The organism is Pseudocoprococcus catus (assembly GCF_019734885.1).
Lineage (GTDB): Bacteria > Bacillota > Clostridia > Lachnospirales > Lachnospiraceae > Coprococcus_A > Coprococcus_A catus.
Genome location: NZ_JAAXCM010000029.1, coordinates 111,317 through 133,469 on the forward strand (window position 1 = coordinate 111,317; position 22,153 = coordinate 133,469).

19 protein-coding genes are annotated in these 22,153 nt (G+C 44.0%); 6 read left to right on the forward strand and 13 right to left on the reverse strand.

Annotated features, from left to right (window positions below; genetic code table 11):
• Positions 1-63 precede the first annotated feature (63 nt).
• Together HED67_RS07700 and HED67_RS07705 are read right to left on the reverse strand one after the other, a co-directional pair.
• The gene (locus HED67_RS07700) at positions 64-1,218 is read right to left on the reverse strand and encodes an SPFH domain-containing protein (protein WP_221717956.1); all 1,155 of its coding nucleotides are present in this window, start codon (positions 1,216-1,218) and stop codon (positions 64-66) included.
• Between the two features lie 287 nt (positions 1,219-1,505).
• Positions 1,506-2,330: a hypothetical protein gene (locus tag HED67_RS07705; RefSeq protein ID WP_178440214.1), complete on the reverse strand. Its 825-nt coding sequence runs from the start codon at positions 2,328-2,330 to the stop codon at positions 1,506-1,508.
• Between the two features lie 181 nt (positions 2,331-2,511).
• On the opposite strand from HED67_RS07705, the gene HED67_RS07710 reads away from it, so the two are divergent.
• The 3 genes from HED67_RS07710 to HED67_RS07720 all read left to right on the forward strand — a co-directional run bounded on the left by HED67_RS07710 (position 2,512) and on the right by HED67_RS07720 (position 4,619).
• Positions 2,512-3,252, forward strand: coding sequence for an ABC transporter ATP-binding protein (locus HED67_RS07710; protein WP_178440216.1), 741 nt, complete (start codon positions 2,512-2,514; stop codon positions 3,250-3,252).
• On the forward strand, positions 3,245-4,063 hold the full coding sequence (locus tag HED67_RS07715; protein WP_178440218.1) for an ABC transporter permease: 819 nt from the start codon (positions 3,245-3,247) through the stop codon (positions 4,061-4,063). The genes HED67_RS07710 and HED67_RS07715 overlap by 8 nt, the downstream gene beginning before the upstream one ends.
• Before the next feature lie 202 nt (positions 4,064-4,265).
• Positions 4,266-4,619 carry a hypothetical protein gene (locus tag HED67_RS07720; protein WP_221717957.1) on the forward strand — a complete coding sequence of 118 codons (354 nt, stop codon included), beginning with the start codon at positions 4,266-4,268 and terminating at the stop codon, positions 4,617-4,619.
• A 113-nt stretch (positions 4,620-4,732) separates the two neighbouring features.
• Here HED67_RS07720 and HED67_RS07725 read toward each other — a convergent pair whose 3' ends face one another.
• Positions 4,733-5,572 (reverse strand): DegV family protein, encoded by an 840-nt coding sequence (locus tag HED67_RS07725; protein ID WP_221717958.1) that lies wholly within the window; start codon positions 5,570-5,572, stop codon positions 4,733-4,735.
• Between the two features lie 261 nt (positions 5,573-5,833).
• Between HED67_RS07725 and HED67_RS07730 the strand changes: the two genes are divergently transcribed.
• A complete protein-coding gene (locus HED67_RS07730; protein ID WP_221717959.1) occupies positions 5,834-7,135 on the forward strand; it encodes a M18 family aminopeptidase in 1,302 nt (433 codons plus the stop codon).
• Between the two features lie 160 nt (positions 7,136-7,295).
• Here HED67_RS07730 and HED67_RS07735 read toward each other — a convergent pair whose 3' ends face one another.
• The 8 genes from HED67_RS07735 to HED67_RS07770 all read right to left on the reverse strand — a co-directional run bounded on the left by HED67_RS07735 (position 7,296) and on the right by HED67_RS07770 (position 16,822).
• Positions 7,296-8,558, reverse strand: a complete 1,263-nt coding sequence (locus HED67_RS07735; protein WP_221717960.1) for a M20 family metallopeptidase — start codon at positions 8,556-8,558, stop codon at positions 7,296-7,298.
• Between the two features lie 64 nt (positions 8,559-8,622).
• Positions 8,623-9,603: an ABC transporter ATP-binding protein gene (locus HED67_RS07740; RefSeq protein ID WP_015512890.1), complete on the reverse strand. Its 981-nt coding sequence runs from the start codon at positions 9,601-9,603 to the stop codon at positions 8,623-8,625.
• Complete coding sequence (locus HED67_RS07745) at positions 9,596-10,609, reverse strand: ABC transporter ATP-binding protein (protein WP_221717961.1); 1,014 nt, start codon at positions 10,607-10,609, stop codon at positions 9,596-9,598. Before HED67_RS07745 ends, HED67_RS07740 begins: the two co-directional genes overlap by 8 nt.
• A 13-nt stretch (positions 10,610-10,622) precedes the next feature.
• A complete protein-coding gene (locus tag HED67_RS07750; RefSeq protein ID WP_221717962.1) occupies positions 10,623-11,801 on the reverse strand; it encodes a M20 family metallopeptidase in 1,179 nt (392 codons plus the stop codon).
• Between the two features lie 202 nt (positions 11,802-12,003).
• The gene (locus tag HED67_RS07755) at positions 12,004-12,918 is read right to left on the reverse strand and encodes an ABC transporter permease (RefSeq protein ID WP_015512887.1); all 915 of its coding nucleotides are present in this window, start codon (positions 12,916-12,918) and stop codon (positions 12,004-12,006) included.
• Positions 12,919-13,878, reverse strand: coding sequence for an ABC transporter permease (locus HED67_RS17040; protein ID WP_117528447.1), 960 nt, complete (start codon positions 13,876-13,878; stop codon positions 12,919-12,921).
• A 107-nt stretch (positions 13,879-13,985) separates the two neighbouring features.
• Positions 13,986-15,617, reverse strand: a complete 1,632-nt coding sequence (locus tag HED67_RS07765) for an ABC transporter substrate-binding protein (RefSeq protein ID WP_221717963.1) — start codon at positions 15,615-15,617, stop codon at positions 13,986-13,988.
• 29 nt (positions 15,618-15,646) lie between these two features.
• Complete coding sequence (locus HED67_RS07770; RefSeq protein ID WP_178440230.1) at positions 15,647-16,822, reverse strand: M20 metallopeptidase family protein; 1,176 nt, start codon at positions 16,820-16,822, stop codon at positions 15,647-15,649.
• Positions 16,823-17,087: 265 nt separating this feature from the next.
• Here HED67_RS07770 and HED67_RS07775 point away from each other — a divergent pair, with 265 nt between their 5' ends.
• On the forward strand, positions 17,088-18,026 hold the full coding sequence (locus HED67_RS07775) for a DUF1177 domain-containing protein (protein ID WP_221717964.1): 939 nt from the start codon (positions 17,088-17,090) through the stop codon (positions 18,024-18,026).
• Positions 18,027-18,039: 13 nt separating this feature from the next.
• Positions 18,040-18,717, forward strand: coding sequence for an AroM family protein (locus HED67_RS07780; protein WP_221717965.1), 678 nt, complete (start codon positions 18,040-18,042; stop codon positions 18,715-18,717).
• Positions 18,718-18,913: 196 nt separating this feature from the next.
• On the opposite strand, the gene htpG is transcribed toward HED67_RS07780, so the two are convergent.
• On the reverse strand, positions 18,914-20,923 hold the full coding sequence (htpG, locus tag HED67_RS07785) for a molecular chaperone HtpG (protein WP_221717966.1): 2,010 nt from the start codon (positions 20,921-20,923) through the stop codon (positions 18,914-18,916).
• 210 nt (positions 20,924-21,133) lie between these two features.
• Entirely contained in the window at positions 21,134-21,955 is an 822-nt protein-coding gene (locus HED67_RS07790) for an alkaline phosphatase family protein (RefSeq protein WP_221717967.1), read from the reverse strand.
• Between the last annotated feature and the right edge of the window lie 198 nt (positions 21,956-22,153).

A 22,153-nucleotide genomic window follows, 5' to 3' on the forward strand; every position in this document is an offset into this window, starting at 1 on the left:
TTTGTCTACTTTATTCAGCACTGCTCAAAGTCAGTCATCGAAAACGGCGACTCAACAACGCTTTTACAAAAGACTTGTTCCGCATTCCGGACAGAATTTCTGTCCCGCCGCAGCTTTATAGCCACATTTCGGGCAAACAGGCTGCGCCTGATTGGCTCCGCACTCCGGACAAAACTTCATATCTTCATTAATCTCAGCACCACATTTAATGCATTTCTTCTTCTGAACAGCCAGTGAGGCACCACATTCAGAGCAGAATTTCAGTCCCTTCTTCATTTCAGAACCACATTTCGGGCAAATCACAAAACTCTCCTTCTGTGTACCTGACTGTCCCTGCACACCGCCATTCATCTGGCCGGCCATCATGCCGCCGAAAGCCATGCCGGCAGACATCTGCATGCCCATACCCGCCATGCTGTTCATACCGCCATTCGGATTCTTTGCCATAGCCACCATGGCATCTGCCTGTGCATCCACCTGTCTCTTATAAGCATAGGCATCCATGCCGCCAAGAGCGCCCAGAGAAGCACGTTCATCAATGGATTTCTTCACCATTTCCGGTAAAGCCACCTGAACAGCCATCTTCTGCATCTGAATACCGTAACGGCCAAAGAAATCATCACTCTTTGCCTTCAGAATCTGTGCTGCTTCATAACAGTAACCCTGCATATCAAAGAAATCCATCTGCTTCTCTGTCACGATCTCCTTGAAATACATGGCAATCTGCGGTGTCACAAAGCTCTTCAGGTCAGCCACCGTATACCGGTTCTTCACACCCATGAGATTCTCCGCAAAAAGCTTCGGGTCCTTGATGGATAATGAATACTTGCCGTTTGCTCCCACATTGACAAGGCCAAAGACTTCATCCTTCACTGTCACCTGTTCACTCGTTCCCCATGGTATATCAATGATCTCATTGGTATTGACAAAAATAATATCCACGATAAATGTGTCATGAAAACCGTATTTCCACTGATTCAGTGTTGTTGTCACCGGCATATTATTTGTTGTCAGTTCATATCGGCCCGGCATAAAAATATCCGTCATCTGACCTTCGTTCACAAGAATAGCTGCCTGTCCAGGCATAACCGTCAGTACAGATTCATACATAATCCTGCGTCCGTCTCTGTCATAAACAGCTGCCAGTTCCTGCGGATCTGAGGAACGATAACTGATGCTTGATAAAAGCTGTCCTTTAATTAAATTCTTTAATCCCATGTAAAGACCTCCCTGTCCTTCTCATCATTCAATATCCTGTTTGCAATCTATCAACTGCTTCGTCAATGGCTGCTGTACATTCCTATAGCAGCTAACCTGCAGCTGCAATCGCAAGCTTACTAAAAACTAGTACATCGTTTCGTAAATAACTATACCAATCGCGTAGGATGCGGATTCGATTGTGCAGGTAAAAAAACGCAGGCGTAGCGGGCTACGCCGAGGCTTTTCTACCTGCACAATCGGATTCGCAGGCAAGTGAATGGTGTAGTTATTTCGAAAACGATGTACTAGCCCACTGCTCCCATGACAAGCTGCTCCCATGTCTCTGTTGTTTCAACCTTACAGTCATTCTTCCACTGAGTATACTGTTCTTCAAACTTATCATTCAAAACCTGTTCAAAGGCACTGTCTTCCATATCTTTATATTCATCTTCCTGACGAAGTCTCGCTGAAAGATCCTCAAGGATTTGATTGTAGACCTTCATGGAAATAGCATCTTTCTCATAAATCGCCAGAACTGCTGACTGCTCTACACTAAACTGAGCCGCAATATCCTCACCGATGGATGCCATATAATCCTCGGCCTTAGACGCGCACTGCTTCTCCTCATCATCTGTCAAAGCCGGTACATCATATTCATCCGCCTTATTACAGAGAATCACCTCACGTTCTATCTCATCCAGCATGGTTGCCTTGGCATACTCTCCAACGGTCATTCCATTGTCCATCTTCGTATTCCATGGTTCCTCGCCATAATCCGCTACATACTGGTCTCTGACCATGTAAGCCCTTGCATTTATCTCAGACAAATAAACTGTCGTATCATCAATATTCAGCACTGGTTCGTCATCTACAGCATAACTGCCAATGGGTTCTACTTCGCTCTCACCATTGGCACTATCGCTTCCTGCCGGTTGTGAATCATATGTTCCGGATTCCCCCACCGCTAAAGCTGTTTCATTGTCCTCCTGCCTGGATTCCACCGCAGTTTCTGCCGCAGATTTGCTGCCGAGACGATTCCCTGTTACAAAACCGCCGCAAAAGCCAATGCCAATCCCTACAATAAGGGCGGCCCCAAGCATACCTGCGCTGTATTTATTTCTTTTACTCATAACGAATAGTCTCCTTTACACATTGCAAAAAATCAGCATCTTTCTATATTCCTAAACCGAAAAAACATCCACTTTAAACATTAGTGCCATATGAATGCATTTTAGCATAAATAAGGCTCCCTTGCAACACAGACACGGTTTATGCATATTTTACTATATACCATTATATAAGGAGGATTTTATGGAGCCGCTTTTAGATTTGACCGATGTCAATTATACCTATCAGACAGCAGAAGGTGAAACTCCGGCTGTTAAAGACTTGAGTTTTCGTGTTTTTCCCAACCATTTTCTCGGTATCATCGGTCCCAGCGGATGCGGAAAATCTACAATTTTATCCCTGATTGCAGGTTTGATTCAACCTAATTCCGGCAAAATTGCCGTTTCTGCCGAAATCGGCTATATGCTTCAAAAAGACCATCTGCTTGACTGGTTAAGTATCCGGGATAATATTTCCCTTGGACTTCGGATTCATCATAAACTGACACCTGAAAAAGAAAAATGGTCCGACAAAATGCTGGAGGAATACGGCCTTGCCCCTTTCGCAGATGCCAGGCCCGGTCAGCTTTCCGGCGGCATGCGTCAAAGGGCAGCCCTCATTCGGACACTGGCCCTCTCGCCCCGGATGCTTCTTCTGGATGAACCATTCTCGGCCCTGGATTATCAGACAAGGCTTACCGTCTCCGACGATATCTACCGGATTCTTCGCAGTCAGCAAATGAGTGCTATTCTTGTGACCCATGATATCTCGGAGGCTATCAGTTTCTGTGACCGTATTATCGTTTTGACCAAACGTCCTGCCTCTGTCAAAAAAACTTTTGATATCCACCTGACCCTTGATAAAGAGCGTACACCTTTTGAAGCCCGCATGGCACCTGAGTTTAAGGATTATTTTAATGAAATATGGGGTGAATTAAATGTCTGAATCAACCATTCTGTATCCGGTTTCCAACACATCCCGTGAAGAATTTCTTGCCAAAAAGAAAAGACAGAAACAGTTTATTACAGGCATGCGCCTTTTTATCCTGATTTTTATATTAGGTGGATGGGAAATTGCCGCCAGGTGCCATCTGATTGACGATTTTATTTTCAGCAGCCCAACGCGTATTTTGAAAGTAATGGTGCAGATGGCAGCTGACAAAAGTCTCTTTTACCATATCGGCATTACCATCGGCGAAACCCTTATCAGCTTTATCCTTGTTCTGATTCTCGGCACCTTTATCTCCATGCTGCTCTGGTGGTGTCACAGTGCCGCCGATATTCTTGAGCCCTATCTCGTTGTCCTGAACAGCCTGCCAAAGACAGCTCTGGCACCGATTCTCATTGTCTGGCTGGGAAATAATATGAAAACCATTATTGTCTGCGGTGTCACCATGGCGATTTTCAGCACCATTATCAACCTTTACACCGCCTTTATCCACATTGACAGCGATAAACTGCTGCTAATTAAAACCCTTGGCGGTACCCGCAAAGACATTCTGAGGTACATTGTCCTTCCTGCCAGTATCTCCGCCATCGTCAGCAACCTGAAAGTCAACATCGGCCTCTGCCTCGTTGGAGTCATTATCGGTGAATTTCTGGCAGCCAACGCCGGTCTGGGTTACCTGATCATTTACGGCAGTCAGGTGTTCCGGCTGGATTACGTCATGCTCAGCATTATCATTTTGTGTATACTGGCCATGATACTCTATCAGCTGCTGGCTTTTGTCGAAAAACGCTATCATGCAAAACACTAATCATCCTGCCCGGTTATTTTGGCAATATATTACACATGTAACCTAATCTTCCCAATTCTATTAAATATTGCATTCGGAGGCTTTTTATGTTATCTTAATGACACAAGAAAATTGTCCAATTGCTGTAAAGATGTGCAGGTCTGCCCGGATAAACATCATTGGACTATACCACCCGTTTTCCACAACGAAGGAGTTGATTTTAATGGCATTGACCACAGAAGATTTACAGGCAATTAGCGCACTTATACAACCTTTGATACAACCCTTAAATGACAGCATTTGTCTAATGCAGAAAGACCTTACAGAAGTAAAAGACGACGTATCTGTCATGAAAAACGACATTTTTTCACTGAAGGCGGACGTCGCCGGCCTCAAAACTGATGTCGCAAGACTGAAGACAGATGTCGCCGGTCTCAAATCAAAAATGATTGAATTGAAGAATCGCATCGGATGCCTCGAAGACCGTATGCTGATACTGGAAAAACGCATGGATAAGATGGAAAGAGAATTACGTGAAGATGTCGAAATGCTGAAGAAAAAGAATAAACCTGCCTGATCCGCGATTCATTTAAACAAATTGCGGATAAAACACAAAAGCCGATTTACGGGATTTTGATAATCATTTGATTCATAATCCCGGAAATCGGCTTTTTAAATTAAGCTTCTGCCTTAATAGGCTACGACAATGCCGCCATCATTGGCATACATCGTTGCAACACCTGCTGTATCAACAATCACGATGCCCTTAAAAGCATATTTCTTCTCAATCTCAACCTTGAGCCATTCTGCACGTTTCAGACAGTTGCAATGAGAAATCATCAGATACTTCTCCGTCGGATGGATAACTGTCTTGCCAATCTGCTCTACCAGCTTCATCAGTGCCTTCTTCATACCGCGGCCCATATCCAGCTGTTGGATTATGCCTTCCGGCGTAGAACCCATGACGGGCTTGATATTCAGTACATTGACCAATGTCGCCTTAAGACCTGATAAACGGCCATTCTTTCTCAATGTCTCCAATGATTCCAGAACGAATAATGTTGTCTGTTCCTCGATATACTGCTCCACTTCACTGACTACTTCCTTGAAATCCTTGCCTGCATTCAAACATTCCTGAATCTTCATCAGGATCAATGTCTGACCTGCACTGGCAGAACGGCTGTTAAACACATGAATGTTCTTCTCCGGATACTCTTCCTTCAAAAGATCTGCACCAAGCTTAGCGCTGTTATAAGAACCACTGAGTTCTGCTGAAAGTGTCACTGCATAGGCATCCTCGTTGTCATAACCATAGGCCTGCATATATGCATCCGGTGACGGACATGCGGATGATGGTGCCTCAGGGCACTCTGCTACATGTCTCAAAAATTCCGCCTGATTAAAAGTTTCATCATCTATAAACTTATCTTCCCCAACATTCAGCGTAAGAGGCACAAGTGTGATATGTTCATCCTTCTTCATAGCCGCAGTCATATCTGTACAACTGTCCACTGCAATATGATATGCCATTTATTTATCCTCCTGCATCTATCGCAGCTATCCTGCATATAAAAATACAAAATAACTGCTCTAATTTACTAACGACCATTCAACATAGTTTTCATTACTATATATCATAGCATATCAAACATCTTTTGAAAAGACCAAATTCACATCCATTGATTATATATGACCAAATTCACATCCATTGATTATAATGCGTAATTGTGCTACTATAAGGAGTGGAAAATTTCCTATATTATAATTTTAAATGAAGAATGGAGAATGAATATGCAGACATTACCAAAAGAAGTTGAACAGCTCTTTCACTACCTGCAGAACGGCACATCCGCTTTTCATGTGATTGCCCATACCAAGCAGGTTCTGACAGAAGCCGGATTTACAGAATTACATATAAAAGACAACTGGACACTGACAAAGGGCAGCCGTTATTTCTGCAGTCCTTTTGACACAACCCTCTACGCTTTTACAATCGGTGAATCCTGTGACCTTTCCAATGGTATTCACATTGCCGGTGCCCACACAGATTTCCCGGCCATCAAAATTAAGCCAAATCCGGAAATTTTTTCCCATGGCTACATGCAGCTGAATACAGAAGTATACGGCGGTCCTATTTTAAATACATTCTTCGACAGACCGTTATCCCTTGCCGGAAAAGTTGTCACAAAGGGTGACCGTTATGATCGTCCGGTCAGCCATCTTGTGGATCTGAAACGTCCCGCTGTTTATCTGCCGAATCTGGCTATTCATATGAATCGCGCCATCAACGAAAACGGTGCTCCTATCGACAACCAGAAGCATCTGCTGCCTATCCTCGGCACACTGAATGAATATCTGAACAAAGATACAACTTTCATGGATCTGCTTGCCAAAGAAATCGGTGTGGATGCCAAAAATATTCTTGATTATGATCTTTGCATGTACAATCTTGATCAGCCTGAACTGGTTGGTTTCACAGAAGAATTTATCTCCGCACCAAGACTGGATGATATCACTTCTGTATGCGCTCTGATTCACGGTCTTGTTGAAAGTAAGAACTCTGACCGCGTTAACCTTGTCTGCTTATTCGATAACGAGGAAATCGGAAGTCTCAGCAAACAGGGTGCTGATTCCACACTGCCTTCTGTTATCATCGGTAAGATCTGGCAGGCTTTCGGCAAAAATCAGATTAACTGTATGTCCGATATCTCAGACGGCCTGATGCTTTCTGTTGATGTCGCTCACGCATACCATCCGAATTATCCAGGCACTCAGGATATCACCAACTATCCCATCATGAACGGCGGATTTATTCTGAAAACAGCCAGCAACCAGTCTTATACATGGGATTGTGAGAGCATGGCTTCCCTCATTGCACTGTGCCAGCAGGAAAACATTCCTTATCAGCGCTTTGCAAAACACTCCAACACAAAGGGCGGCGGCACTATCGGTTCCATCATCTCTTCCCATCTGCCAATGCGCACCGCAGATATCGGTGTCGGACTTCTGGCCATGCACTCAAGCCGGGAAATGATGGGCAAAGACGACCAGATCGGTTTGACGCACTTTGCTAAGGCATTTTTCGAAAACTAAAAATATCCTATGGTACAACAAAAGCTGGCAGCTCTTAAAAACTGGCAGCTTTTGTTGTGTCATTTAATTTTTTTTAACTGTTCAGAGCTAACCTCCAAAATGCTACGCATTTTATACCTGTTTTTTGAAATTTTGCTTGGCTCTGAACAGTTACAAATTTTTATTTTACGCCGAGGAGGTCGCACAGGGACAATACATAAATCTGTCCTGCATTGACAACGTCTTCGATGTCTACATTTTCGTTTGGTGCATGGATGCCTTCTGTGTTGGATGGGCCATACTGAATGGTTGGTACGCCCTTGAGACGGTATTCTCTTGCGTCGCTGCAAGCCCACTGCCATGCCGGATATACAGTAATGCCCCAGATGGCCTCTGCATTCTTCTTGATGGCCTGTACGATATCTGAATCATCGCGGGTAACATTGGCTTCACTCTTCCAAATGAGTTCATATTCAACGCCTTCCACACCTGCAGCTTTGATCATCTCTTTGACTGTGTTCTCAATTTCTTCATGATCCACGCCATAAGGCAGACGGCAGTCGATGGTTGCTTCGCAGTAATCCGGAACCATATTAGGACGTGTGCCGCCGGAAATCAGGCCTACATTGGCTGATACATGGTTAATAACATTGCCGATGCCCTTCATGTCCAGTTCTTTTTCTGCAACCATCTGTGAATTAGCCAGAGACTGTAAAAGATCTTTCGGATAATGACCTTCAATCTTTGTCAGCATTTCGATATTTGCCAGAACTTTGTTTAATTTCAGGATCGCATTGTCACCCTTGTAATTGCCAAGGCTTCCATGAGCAGACTTGCCGGTGGATTTGAAGACAATATGCAGGTTGCCTTTCTGTCCGGATTCAATGGTCCAGTTGGTTGTCGGTTCCGCAATAATGGCTGCATTGGCTCCTTCAGCGTAGCCCTGTTCACAAAGCCATGTTGTCCCGTATTCACTGCCGCTCTCTTCATCAGAAACAATATGAAGACGGATATTGCCTTTCAAGTCTGCCCCTGAATCTTTCAATACTTTCATGGCAAACAAAAGACCTGCCACACCGGCTTTCATATCAGAAGCACCGCGGCCAAGGATTCTCTTGTCTGTAATTTCACCACCAAATGGATCATAATCCCACTGGGAGCGATCGCCGGCAGGGACAACATCCACATGTCCGTTCAAAATCACACTGAAGCCCTCATCGCTGCCCATTTTGGCCAGTACATTCGGATGATCCGGATTGCAGGAAACCTCTTCATAGCTGATACCTGCATCAGACAGATATTTTTCTACAAAATCGATCACGTCTCTCTGTGTTCCCACAGGATTCTCACTTGGAATACGAATCAGGTCAGAAGCCAGTTTGACAAGATCATTACTTCTGCTTTTTGCCAGTTCCCAAACATCATTTCTTGTTACATTGCTCATTGATATTCATCCTCTTTTCATTTTCCCGCAGTTGCTCAAAATCTGATTTTGAAACTGCTGTATTTTACTCATATAAGAAACATGCAACCTGGTGGCCATCACCAGCGTCCTTTAACTTAGGGATTTCCTTTCTGCACCTATCCATGCAGTTCGGGCATCTGCCCGCTAACGGACATCCAATCTGATCGCCGATCGGGCTTGGAATATCACCTTTTAGGACAATACGTTCTTTTTTGGCAAAAGGTGAAACCGGCGGAATCGCGGACAATAATGCCTTCGTATACGGATGCAGCGGATTCTCATAAATGGCATCCGCTTCACATAATTCTACAATTCTTCCCAGGTACATAATGGCAATTCTGTCACTGACATGCTTGATAACACCCAGGTCGTGGGAAATAAAGATATATGTCAGATTGTACTGCTGCTGCAGTCTGTTGAACAGATTCAGCACCTGTGCCTGAATGGATACGTCCAACGCAGAAACCGGCTCATCACAGACAATTACCTTCGGATTCATGGCCAACGCTCTGGCCACATTGATACGCTGTCTTTGACCGCCTGAAAATTCATGCGGGAAACGGTGGACGTGCTGAATATCAAGACCAACCTCTCTCATCAGTTCCAGAACACGTTTTTCACGCTCATTTTTATCAGAAATCAGTTTATGCACGATCAGCGGTTCCTCGATCAATTTGCCGGCTGTCTTTCTCGGATCCAATGAAGAGTAAGGATCCTGGAAAACCATCTGGACATCCTTCTTGGCTTTCTTAAGTTCTGCCCCTTTCAGGGAAAAAAGGTCTTTGCCGTCAAAAGTCACAGAACCGGCGGTTGCCTTGTGCAGCTGGATCAATGTACGACCGAATGTTGATTTACCGCAACCGGATTCACCGATGACACCCAATGTCTCACCTTCATAAATATCTACAGACACATCGTTTAACGCATGGAGAATCTGAGGTTTACCGCCAAGCTTTTTGCTTTTGATCTCAAATTCCTTGGTCAGATGCTCAATTTTCATCAAAACTTTCTTTTCATTACTCATCCTTTAAGCCCTCTCCTTTCTCCAGTTTATTGGTCAGATTCTGTCTGTGGCAGGCTACAAAATGTCCCGGTTCCACTTCAACAAGAGGTGGTACAGACTGTGTACATGCTTCTGTCACATACGGACATCTGTTATAGAAATTACAGCATTTGCCTGTCAGACGGAGGTCAGGCGGTGTACCTGGAATAGTCTTTAATTCACCCTTAGATTCATCAGACAATTTCGGCATGGAATCCAGAAGTCCCCATGTATATGGATGACACGGATTACTGTAAAGTGTCTTTGTATCTGTAAATTCTACGGTATTGCCGGCATACATAACCATGACCTTATCACACATTTCCCATACAACACCCAGATTATGTGTAATCAGAAGAATGGCTGTATCCATGTTTCTCTGAAGATCTTTCAGAAGCTCCAGGACCTGTGCCTGAACTGTTACATCCAAAGCCGTTGTTGGTTCATCGGCAATGATCAGTTTCGGTTTGCAGCACACAGCCATGGCAATGATCACACGCTGACACATACCGCCTGAAAGTTCATAGGGATAAGAATTCATACGTTTCTCAGGTTCAGGAATACCAACCTTATTCAGTGCCTCAACGGCCATCTTCCAGGCTTCATCTTTTGTCACATTCTGATGTGCCATGATCATCTCTGTCATCTGCTTGCCGATTTTGAAAACCGGATCAAGAGATGTCATCGGATCCTGGAAAACAACAGCGATATCCTTACCTCTGAAATCATTTAACTCTTTTTTGCTTAATGCCAGAACATCTTTGCCTTCAAATTCAATGGAACCTCCGACAATCTTGCCTGTTCTTGGCGGGAGAAGACGGATAATAGAGCTGGAAGTCACACTCTTACCGGAACCTGACTCACCAACGATACCCATGGTCTCACCTTTTGCTATATTAAAACTTACACCATCTACCGCCTTCGCAACACCACTGGCCGTATAAAAGTAAGTCTTTAAATCTTTGACTGTCAATATATTTTCACTCATCATATCACCTCGATCACTCGTATTGTGCTTTCATTTCACTGAATGCTTTCCGTACCGCTTCCATCTTAGAGGAATCTGAAAGGATATCCACAGCAGTCATAGCCATGCCCTTCGCTGCAGCCTCAATGGCTCTGTATCCATCGGGACTTCCTGTTGCTTCCTCAAACTCCGGTGTATGGACCCTAAGTCCCGGCCGAAGCCGAATATAAGCCTGTATGCCCGGAAGTGCATGGGTCACATTGCCCATGTCCGTGCAGCCAATCCCCTGCTCCTTTAGTCTCGGACACAGTTCTTCACCAAGGACTTTGAAATTCTCTGCCAGTGTATCCTCCAAAACAGGATTATTGCGAATATCCTCATAAGATAAATCAATCATCTCATATTCAAAACGCGTTCCCGTAATGGATGCCACATTCTCGCAGATTTTGATAAAACGATGGAATAATTCCCATTTGTATTTCATACTGAATGAACGAATAGTAAACTCCGCAGAACAATGATCCGGTATAAAAATAGCCTGATCGCCGCCGTCACGGATAATGCCGAGAATCTTGCCTTTGTCTCCAAGCTCAAGACGCGTGGCATTCACAATATTGAACAGTTCAAGAATAGGCGTCAATGCGCTGATCCCCTCTTCCGGCCATGTGGCTGCATGAGCTGTTTTCCCATAATAATGCACACGGATATCTGTTCTTGAATAAGAAATATCGTTGACACATGTATCTGCGGAAGCATGAGTCAGCATGGCAAAATCAAGGCCTTCAAAAGCTCCGTTTTCCAGCATGGTGATCTTGCCTCCGCCGCCTTCCTCTGCAGGGGTCCCAAGAACTGTAATTTTGCCGCCTAACGTATCAATCACAGATTTCAAACCGATTCCCGCGCCGCAGGCAATGGCACACATCAAATTATGTCCGCAGGCATGCCCCATGCCCGGAAAAGCATCAAACTCACCAACAAAACCAACATTCAGTCCGGGTTTTCCGCTGTCGTAGACACCTCTGACACTTGTCTCAAGGCCTCCGACACCTGTTTCTACCTGAAAACCATACTTCATCAGAAGTTCAGACATGGCTTTGCAGGCTTTAAATTCATGGAAGCTGTATTCCGGATGATGCCAGAGATAATCTGAAAGTCCTGTCAGATCCGGCATAATCTCCTCTATTCTTTTTTGAACTGTCTGTTTATTTTCCATTTTATTCATCCTTTATTTGTAACTGTTCAGAGCCAAGCAAAATCTCATAAAACAGGTATAAAATGCTTGCATTTTTAAGACTGTTTTTGAAATTTTATTTGGCGGATACGCCACACCGACGAAATGCGTCGCATTTTGGAGGTTGGCTCTGAATAGATATCTTTATTCAAACTAGAGGTCTGCGAAGACCTTCGCAGCGCAATTACTGTTTCATCTTAGGATCCAGTACGTCACGGATACCATCACCGAAAAGGTTAAAGCCAAGTACAGTGATTAAAATAAATGCACCGGAGATTGTTGCTACAAATGGTGCCGTTGTCAGACTGCTCTTTCCTTCACGCAGGATGCTTCCCCATGAAGCTGTCGGTGCGGCAATACCAAGACCAAGGAAACTCAATGCTGCCTCAGAGATAATCGCACTTGCTACATTTAATGTGGCATAAACGATGATCGGAGAAATTGCATTCGGGAGGATATGTGTAAACAGAAGTCTTGTGTTGGAAACACCGATCACACGACAGGCATTGCAGTATTCTTCATTTTTAACAATATGGACTTCACCACGAACCACACGGGCAAAGCTTGGAATATTACCGATACCGATGGCGATGATAACATTGATCAGTCCCTGTCCGAGCACTGTCATCAGAATAATGGATAACAGTACAAATGGGAAGGAGAGAAAACCATCCATGATTCGCATGATCACAGAGTCTACAATACCGCCCATGAAACCTGCGATCAGACCAAGTAAAACACCGATCACACCACCGACTAATGTACCGCCTGCTGCAACAATCAGAGAAACTCTGGCACCATAAATGACACGAGACAGCAGATCACGTCCAAACTGATCTGTTCCAAAAATATGACCTTCTGAAAAAGGTTTCAGAAACGCATCCAGCGGATGGATCTCATTTGGATCATAAGGTGCAAGGACAGGTGCAAAAACGGCAATAAATACCATAACAACGACAATGACAAGACCGATCATCGCTGTTTTGTTACGTTTTAACTTGTTCCATACATTATTGGCACGACGTTCTGTTTTGAGCATTTCTGCCTGAGCGTCCAGGCCGAGTGCATCTGCAGAAGTCGTTTTTGTTATATCTGCCATTTAATTACCTCCCTTCGAATCGTAGCTGACACGTGGATTGATAATCATATAGACCACGTCCACCAGTAAATTGACAACGACAAAGACAACGGCAATGAAAAGGACCGTTCCCTGAATCAGCATATAATCCCGGTTATCGATGGCAGATACGATCATAGTACCCATACCAGGCCATGAGAAGATACTCTCTGTCAAAATGGCACCTGTGAAGGCACTGGCCAGCTGAAGACCAAGAACTGTTACAATTGGAGGCAGCGCATTTTTTAATGCATGCTTCCAGATAATACTGCTTTCTTTGATGCCACGGGCACGAAGTGCTTTGATGGAATCACTATGTATAACCTCCAGCATACTGGAGCGGGTTATTCTGGCGAATGTTGCGGTAGGGATTGTTGCCAGACAGAAACATGGCAGTACCATATGGGAGATCACATCTCCGATACCTTTGCTCATAGAGCCCATGCCCAGGGCAGGCAGCCATCCAAGCTGTACTGAAAACAGGTTGACAAGCATCAGGCCCAGCCAGAAAATCGGCATAGACACGCCAACCAGCGCAAGAATCATAAAAATATAATCTAAAATGGAATACTGTTTTATTGCGGATAAAACACCAATGCCAACACCAATAAAAATAGCAATGACCAAACTGGTCAGAGTAATGACCAGCGTATTTGGAATTCTTTCTGCGATCAGACTTGTGACCGGACGATTATAGACATAAGATGTACCGAAATCACCATGAAGAATACCGATCATATAATCTGCATACTGCTCAAGCTTGCTCTTATTTAATCCAAGCTTAATCTCCATCTCGGCAATATCCTGGGCGGAAGCCTGAGGACCGAGAATTGTACGTGCCGGATTACCCGGAATCATTCGTGTCAAAACGAAAGTAATCGTAATAACAATGAGGAGTGTTGGAATACTTTGTAAAATACGTTTGAGAATTGTTTTTAACACTTACTTAATACACCACCATTTCATGTAAACTGCAAGAAATCCATTGTGGATTTCTTAAAAAGAGAGGCGCGAACTCGCCGCGCCCCGCTTTCAAACACTCATTAATATTAGTCTGTTACCCATACATTGTTTTCTGGTGTAACGAGTTTGATTGTGCCATCTGCTCTCTGAATGAAATCATGAACACGTCCATCAACACCATAAATAACATTTTCATTTGCATAGAAGAGACCAGGAAGATCATCTACGATCAGAGCCAGAGCCTGTTTGTAGTAGTCTGCACGATCAGACTGTTCTGTTGCTTCCAATGCTTTCTGAAGTAATTCATCAACCTTTGCGTTGGAGTAATGCTGACCATTACCGATACCGCCCCACTCCTCTGTTGAGAAGAGTTTGTTCAGGAAGAAGTATGGATCCGGATACCATGTCCAGGACATACCATAAACATCTGCGTTGTTGGACATTGCAACTTCTGAGAATGTACCCCATTCAGATGCATGGATGTTTAATGTAACACCAACCTGTGCCCAGTAAGCCTGAAGAAGAACAGCCATGTTCTGTCTTACTTCTGTATCACTGATATAAAGATCAAGTGTCAGGCCATCGCCGTAACCAGCTTCAGCAAGGAGTTTCTTGGCATCTTCCGGATCGTAACCCGGAACTTTGCTTTCAAGGGAAGCATCATAACCCCATGAGCCAGGAGGCAGTGGAAGGCTTGCATTCTGTGCTTCGCCGTATTTGTAAAGTGAAGAAACCATTTCTTCTACATTCACTGCTTCAATCAGGGCTTTTCTGACTTTGATATCAGCTGTAGGTCCCTGTTCCATGTTAAAGTAAACGTATGCAACATGAAGTCCCGGTGTCTCAAGCAGAGTCAGATCTGCATTATCCTTAACTTTCTGAACAGATTCACCCTTCAGATCCATTGCGATATCAACTTCGCCTGTCTGAAGTGCATTGGCTGCCTGTGTGGAATCTGTAATTACCTTGAAGATTACTTCGTCAAGGTTTGGCTCGCCCATCCAGTAATCAGCGTTCTTCTTCAAAACTGCCTGCTGGTCAAGCTGGAAGGATTCCATAGCAAAAGGACCTGTACCAATTAAGTGGCTGCCGAAGTCATCACCCCAGCCTTCAACTTCTTCCTTAGGAACGATTGCGTTGCCCCCATCTGTTAATGCTGTCAGGAAAGAAGAGTTTGCTGATTTCAGTGTACATGTAACTTCATAATCGCCTGTAGCTTCTGCTTTATCAAGCATGGACAGACGGTTGCTGTCTGAAAGTTCGCCTGAACGGTTCAGTGAGTAAGCAACATCTTCTGCTGTCATCTCACGGCCATCCTGATACTTTCCTTTCTGGAACTTAACACCCTGGCGGATGTTGAACACATATGTGATACCATCATCTGAAACTGTCCAGTCTGTTGCCAGAGCCGGTACATATTCAGATAAGTCGCTGTTGTACTCGATCAGAGTATCACAGACCTCTTTGATAATCTGGCTTTCGTATGTACCGCTGTAGTGGATTGGATCCAGTTTGCTTGGAGAAGCGGATAAGGAAATTGTCAGTGTACCACCTTTAACCGGATCTCCTTCTGCTTCTGTCTGTCCAGATGCTGTTGTCTCAGATGCAGAACTGTTTGCTGCTGTACCTTCTGTTTCTTTAGAACCAGAATTACCGCAGGCTGCAAGAGAAACGCACATGGATGCAACAAGTGCAAGTGCTAAAAATCTTTTTTTCATCTCTTTTCCTCCTCGTGAAAAAATTATAACTACTGGTGTTCCTCCAGCCATCTCATGGCACATTCTGTATACACAGCAGCCATTCTGTGGATTGCTTCTTCATTAAAAGTAACCCTGCAATCATGAACACCATAATTATATCCTTCTTCCGTGCTTCCCGTACCAAACCAGTACAGGACAGATGGAACCTTAACGGAAAGTGCCGAAAAATCTTCGGACCCCGTCATTCGCTCGATTGGCTGAGCCGTACCTTCACCGAGCAGATCATCAATATAACGGATGGTATCCGTTAAAAGCTGATCATCATTGTACATCGGCGGAATTCCTTCCCCGATGAAATCAATTTCACATTCCGCACGGAATGTCTTACATACACCTTCGCAGATATCAATCAGTCTCTGTCTGGCAAAAGCCTTGACATCCATGTTCATTGTCCGGATTGTTCCCTGCAGAACTGCCTCGTCCGGCATAATATTGGCTGCCGTTCCTGCATGCATAGAACAAATCGTCAGGACAATCAGTTCATTTGGATTGATTTCTCTGCTGTTGATGGTCTGAAGGGCCAGCTGTATATGACAGGCCACATTGATGGGATCTACATTTCTGTGAGGTGCTGCACCGTGTCCGCCGATACCTTTGACCTTAATTGTAAAGACATCACTGGAACCGCAGCCTGTTCCTCTTGTATAGCCGGCCTTGCCAAGGCTGTCATGCAGTACATGCATCGCCATAGCCGCATCCACATGAGGATTCTCCAGAATACCAGCCGCAATCATGTCATTGGCTCCATCCATAATCTCCTCCGCCGGCTGAAACATCAGCTTCACCTGCCCCTTCAACTCACTTTCATGGGCTTTCAGAAGTTTGGCCGCCCCAAGAAGGGCAGATGTATGAAAATCATGTCCGCAGGCATGCATTTTCCCATTGATAGAACAAAACGGCAATCCTGTCTCTTCCTTCATCGGAAGTGCATCCATATCGCCGCGAATCAAAAAAGTCTTCCCGCCATCAGGGCCGACAACTGCACTGATACCTGCTTTCCCGACCGCCTTTGGTTCATATCCATATTCTCTTAATTGCTGCATCACATACGCTGTTGTCTCCGGAAGATCAAATCCAAGCTCCGGATTCTGATGGAGATGTCTGCGATGTGCGATCAGCTCGTTCTCAATCGCTTTCGCTTCACTTACGATTGAACTCTGCATAGCTTTCAACTCCTTACATCATATATCCATAATGATATATCCACAATGGACATTTGTCTGCACAAGACGTATTATACTATTGTATTTTCAATTCTGCAAGTCCTTTTGCATATTAATTCAAAAAATTTATTGAATCGACACTTTAAACCGTTAAAAAAAAGGATTTCCTTTTAAATGCTATTGACCCATGTCACATTTTGCTATAAACTGGTGGTAATGTGCAAATATGCCATATACCATTTTATATCTAAGGAGGCAATTAACCATGTTATTAAGACAGGTTATCGAACTGTTTGATCTGCTTGACACTCCTGCTGCCAACGGCACAACAGTCACAGATCTTTTTAAGGAAAGAGGTAACGTAGAAGTTACTGTAGAAAATGTCAAAGGTGATGAAGGCGACACAGATTGTGTAACAATTCTCATTAAAGGCAGCGAAGGAAAATCTGTCGGTGGCTCTGCTCCGACACTCGGAATCATTGGACGTCTTGGCGGACTTGGTGCAAGACCCGAAGTGACAGGTTTCGTTTCTGATGGCGATGGTGCATTAGCTGCACTGGCCGCTGGTCTTAAACTGACAGAAATGAACACAAAAGGCGACATTATGAAAGGTGATGTCATCATCGCAACCCATATCTGCCCGGATGCCCCAACTCAGGAGCATTTTCCTGTACCATTCATGGGTTCACCAATCGACATGACAACAAACAATGAGAAAGAAGTTCTCCCTGAAATGGATGCCATCCTTTCTATCGATACAACCAAAGGCAACCGTGTCATCAATTTAAACGGTTTCGCCCTTTCTCCGACCATCAAAGAAGGCTACATCCTCGAAGTCAGCAATGACCTGATGGATGTTATGACCCGTGTCACAGGCAAGTTGCCTGCTATTTTCCCTGTTGCCCAGCAGGATATCACACCTTACGGCAACGATCTTCACCATCTGAACAGTATTCTTCAGCCGGCTACTTCAACAAATGCTCCTGTTGTCGGTGTTGCGATCACAACAGAACAGCCTGTTGCCGGATGCGCCACAGGTGCATGCCATTTTGAAGATGTTGAATCCGCTGCAAGATTTGCTGTTGAAGTTGCCAAAGGATATGGCGACGGCATCATTTCCTTCTATGATCAGAAAGAATACGACCATCTGCTTGAATTATACGGACCAATGAACGTATTCCAGACTTTCGGCAAGGATAAATAAAAGGGCTGATTGTATGAAACAGATCAAAATCGGCGCAATTACCATCGGACAGGCACCCCGCACGGATATCACCAGAGATATCCTGCCGCTGCTGCCGGATTACATGACATTGACAGAATATGGTGCTTTAGATGATATGACCTATGAAGAAGTCATGTCACAGTTTGCTCCATCTGAAGATGATGAAGTGCTGGTCTCTCGCATGCGTGATGGCAGGCAGGCCAAATTTACAGAACGTTTTATCCGTCCCCTTGTCCAGCAAAAAATTGATCAGGCAGAGGCAGAAGGCGTATCAGCGATTATCCTGTTCTGTACCGGCGTTTTTCCGGAATTCAGACACCAGGTACTTTTCATCGAACCTCAGCCTCTTTTTCATGCCATTGCAGCCAAACTGGCAGGCAATCAAAAAATCGGCATCCTTGTCCCGGAACCGGATCAGGTGGAACAGGCTTATCATACCTGGGGCAAAAGCGGCATCTCTATAGAAGCCACCTCTGCCTCTCCGTATCTGGAATTTGACAAAGTCGTAGAAGCAGCTTCTTTCTTTAAGAACAAGGATCTGGCTTTTATCTGTACCGACTGTATGGGATTTACCATGGAGATGAAGCACCGTATCCAGGAGATCACCGGACTTCCGGTTCTTCTTCCAAGGACACTGGTTGTTCGTATCCTTTGCGAAATGTTCTCATAATATTGAATATTACATATTGAAGGATACAAAAAAGAAATCCGTTCCGGTTTGTTTTTACCGGAGCGGATTTCTTCTTATATTTATGCTTTATTATAGTACCGTGCTAATTTGCCGCTTATTTACTACATTATCAAATTATCTATTTATCATTGTAGTGCATAAAAATTTGATCAATTTGTAAGAATATACATTTACTTTATTTTGCAAGCAGTTTCAGGATCTCGTTGCTTCTTGCAACAAATTTTGTCATGGCTTCTGCACTTAATGGGCAGTGGCTTAATAATGCCAGATCATAAATCTGCTGGCAGAACATATTGACATGCTCACCTTCCGGATTGTTCAATACATACTGTACCAGTGCGTTATTAGCATTGAGTACAAGTGTCTGGCCTTCTGTACCCATCTGTCCCTGGCTCATACCGTACATCTTCATCATATCCTGCATACGACGCATATCCTCGGATAATGTAATCATGGCGGATGTATCTGCATTCTTCAGCTTCTCAACCTTCACATCCAGTGCTTCTACACCAAGCGCTTTCTTGAAGATATCTGTCAGCTTTGTCTGATCCTCTTCAAGAACCTTCTTGTCATCTTCACTGGCTGTTTCTTTGAATACGTCTGCCAGATCTGTATCAATACGTCTGAACTTCACATTTTTGTCCTTCATTGCCTCTTCAAGACGGCTGATGAATGGCTGGTCGATTGGATTCTTCAGAATAACAGCATTCAGCCCCTGTTCCTTGAACATGTTAATATACTGGGACTGCTGCAGCTCATCTGTGACATAGAATACCTGATTCTCATGTTTATCCTTAGCAGCCTCAAGATATTCATCCAGTGAAATATACTTGCCATCAAGATCCTTGTAAATGATGTAATCCTTCATCTTCTCGTTGAACTTGTCATCCTTGATGCAGCCGAACTTGATGAATGGATTAATATCATCCCAATACTTCTCATAGCTTTCTCTATCTGTCTTGCACATACCTGAGAGCTTGTCTGCAACCTTCTTCGTAATATAATCGGAAATCTTCTTAACAAAACCATCATTCTGCAGTGCAGATCTTGAAACGTTCAAAGGCAGATCCGGACAATCGATGACACCCTTTAAGAGCATCAGGAATTCAGGAATAACCTCCTTGATATTATCTGCGATAAATACCTGATTGTTGTACAGTTTAATTGTACCTTCGATGGATTCATATTCCATGTTGATCTTAGGGAAGTACAGAATACCCTTCAGGTTAAACGGATAATCCATATTCAGATGGATCCAGAATAAAGGTTCCTTATAATCATGGAAGACACTTCTGTAAAATTCCTTGTATTCTTCATCTGTACAGTCATTCGGATGCTTTGTCCACAATGGATGGATATCATTCATCAGGGAAGGACGCTTATTGATCTTGTATCTTTCCTTACGAGGAGATACAACAACGGTTTCTTTCTCGCCGTTCTCATTCTCCTTCTCTTCTGTCTTCTCATCTTCGACAATTGTCTCTGCGATGACATCATCCTCACGAAGTTCATCCTTCTCGATGGTCTGATATTCCTGTTCGCCGCCTTCTTTGCTGAGGTAGATCTCAACAGGCATGAAAGAACAGTACTTTGTAATGACCTCACGGGCACGATATTCATTGGAGAATTCATAGCTGTCTTCATTCAGATACAAGGTAATCTCTGTACCTCTTGTTGTTCTGCTGCCCTTGCTCATGCTGTATTCACTGTCACCGTCACATTCCCAGAATACCGGTTCTGCGCCTTCCTGATAGGACAGTGTATCAATTGTAACCTTATCTGCAACCATGAATGCAGAATAGAAACCAAGACCGAAATGACCGATAATCTGATCTTCGTTGGTCTTGTCCTTGTACTTCTCAAGGAAATCTGTCGCACCGGAGAAAGCAATCTGTGTAATATACTCTTTCACTTCATCTGCTGTCATACCGATACCATTATCGATAAACTTCAATGTCTTCTCTTCCGGATTCACAATGACATCCACACGGAACTTCTCACCTTCCTGAAGCTGATACTCACCCATCACTTCAAGCTTCTGTACCTTCGTCACAGCATCACAGCCATTGGAGATTAACTCTCTGAAAAATATATCATGGTCTGAATACAGCCATTTCTTAATGATTGGAAACAAATTCTCACTGTTGATCGATAAATTACCCTGTTCCTGTTTAACTTCTGACATATTCAACACTCCTGTTCTTTTCTGAATTTTATACAAATATAGTCTAAGCCAATCTGTTTATCATCATCCGGCAAAATGCCCGACACTTTGCATCTGTTCACGCAAACACAATTGGCAGTCATCAGCGTCTTCTGCTAACAAGTATTGTAATACCTTTATTTCCAAATGTCAAGAAAAATTAGCACTCATTTTTAATGAGTGCTAATAGTTCTATTTATTCAATTGAATCTCCAGCTCCTGCTTCATACCCTCTGCCGCCGGAATTCCCAACAATCTGCACACCATCGGTGCCACATTCAGCTGTGAAATATAATTCTCCTCAAATCGTCCATTCTCCACTTTATCACTGAAAATATAGAGTGCAACCTCTCTCTGGGCAGGTTCCGTCCCCACATGAATACCAAGGTTGTTCATTCCGTGGTCTGCTGTCACCACTACCTGATATCCGGTTTGCAGCCATTCCGGCATCCTTGCTGCAATAAGATGTCCCACCGCAGCCACTGCATTGGCATATTCGGCACTGTCTGCCCCTTTCATATGCCCCCACTCATCCACAGCCATGGTGTGATACAGCATAAAATCCGGATCAAAAGTTTTGCGAAGGCATTCTCCTTCTGCGAAGACATGAGAATCCGGATAGTTGTCATCCCAATAGTACATGCCATACTGGATGGCGCCCTCCGTATCCAGCTGTACCCGGTCTCTGTCCGATACATAGGGAGCTCTGCTGTAAAGCTCACTCATCCATGAGTAAGAAATCGCAGCTGTTCTGCCGCCCGCCTTGCGGCACAGTGAAAAGACGCTGTCATAAGGCAGTACCCCGCCCACCTCATTGCAGGTCACCCCATGCTCACATACGGGAAGCCCGGTAAAAAGGGTGGCATACATCGGCTTTGAAAGTGACGGCAGTTCACCCAACACTTTATATTTCGCACCTTTATTATAATCAATCATATGTTCAAGATATCCCAGATACTTGCTGGCCGCTTCATACTGACAGGCATCCAGCAACACAAAGATTGTTTTATCCATTGTATTTTCCGTTACTGAAAACTTATAAAAAGTTATAAACTTCCATGTTTCATTCCTACTTCAACGAGTATGCTTTTGATGATATAAATATCTATCTACTCACAAGTTCTTGTACTCTCCATAGGCGTAAATTCCGGACTAACGTATCCGTACATATTTGCATTAACGTTTCAGTGTTAGCTTGCAAATCGTTCTCCA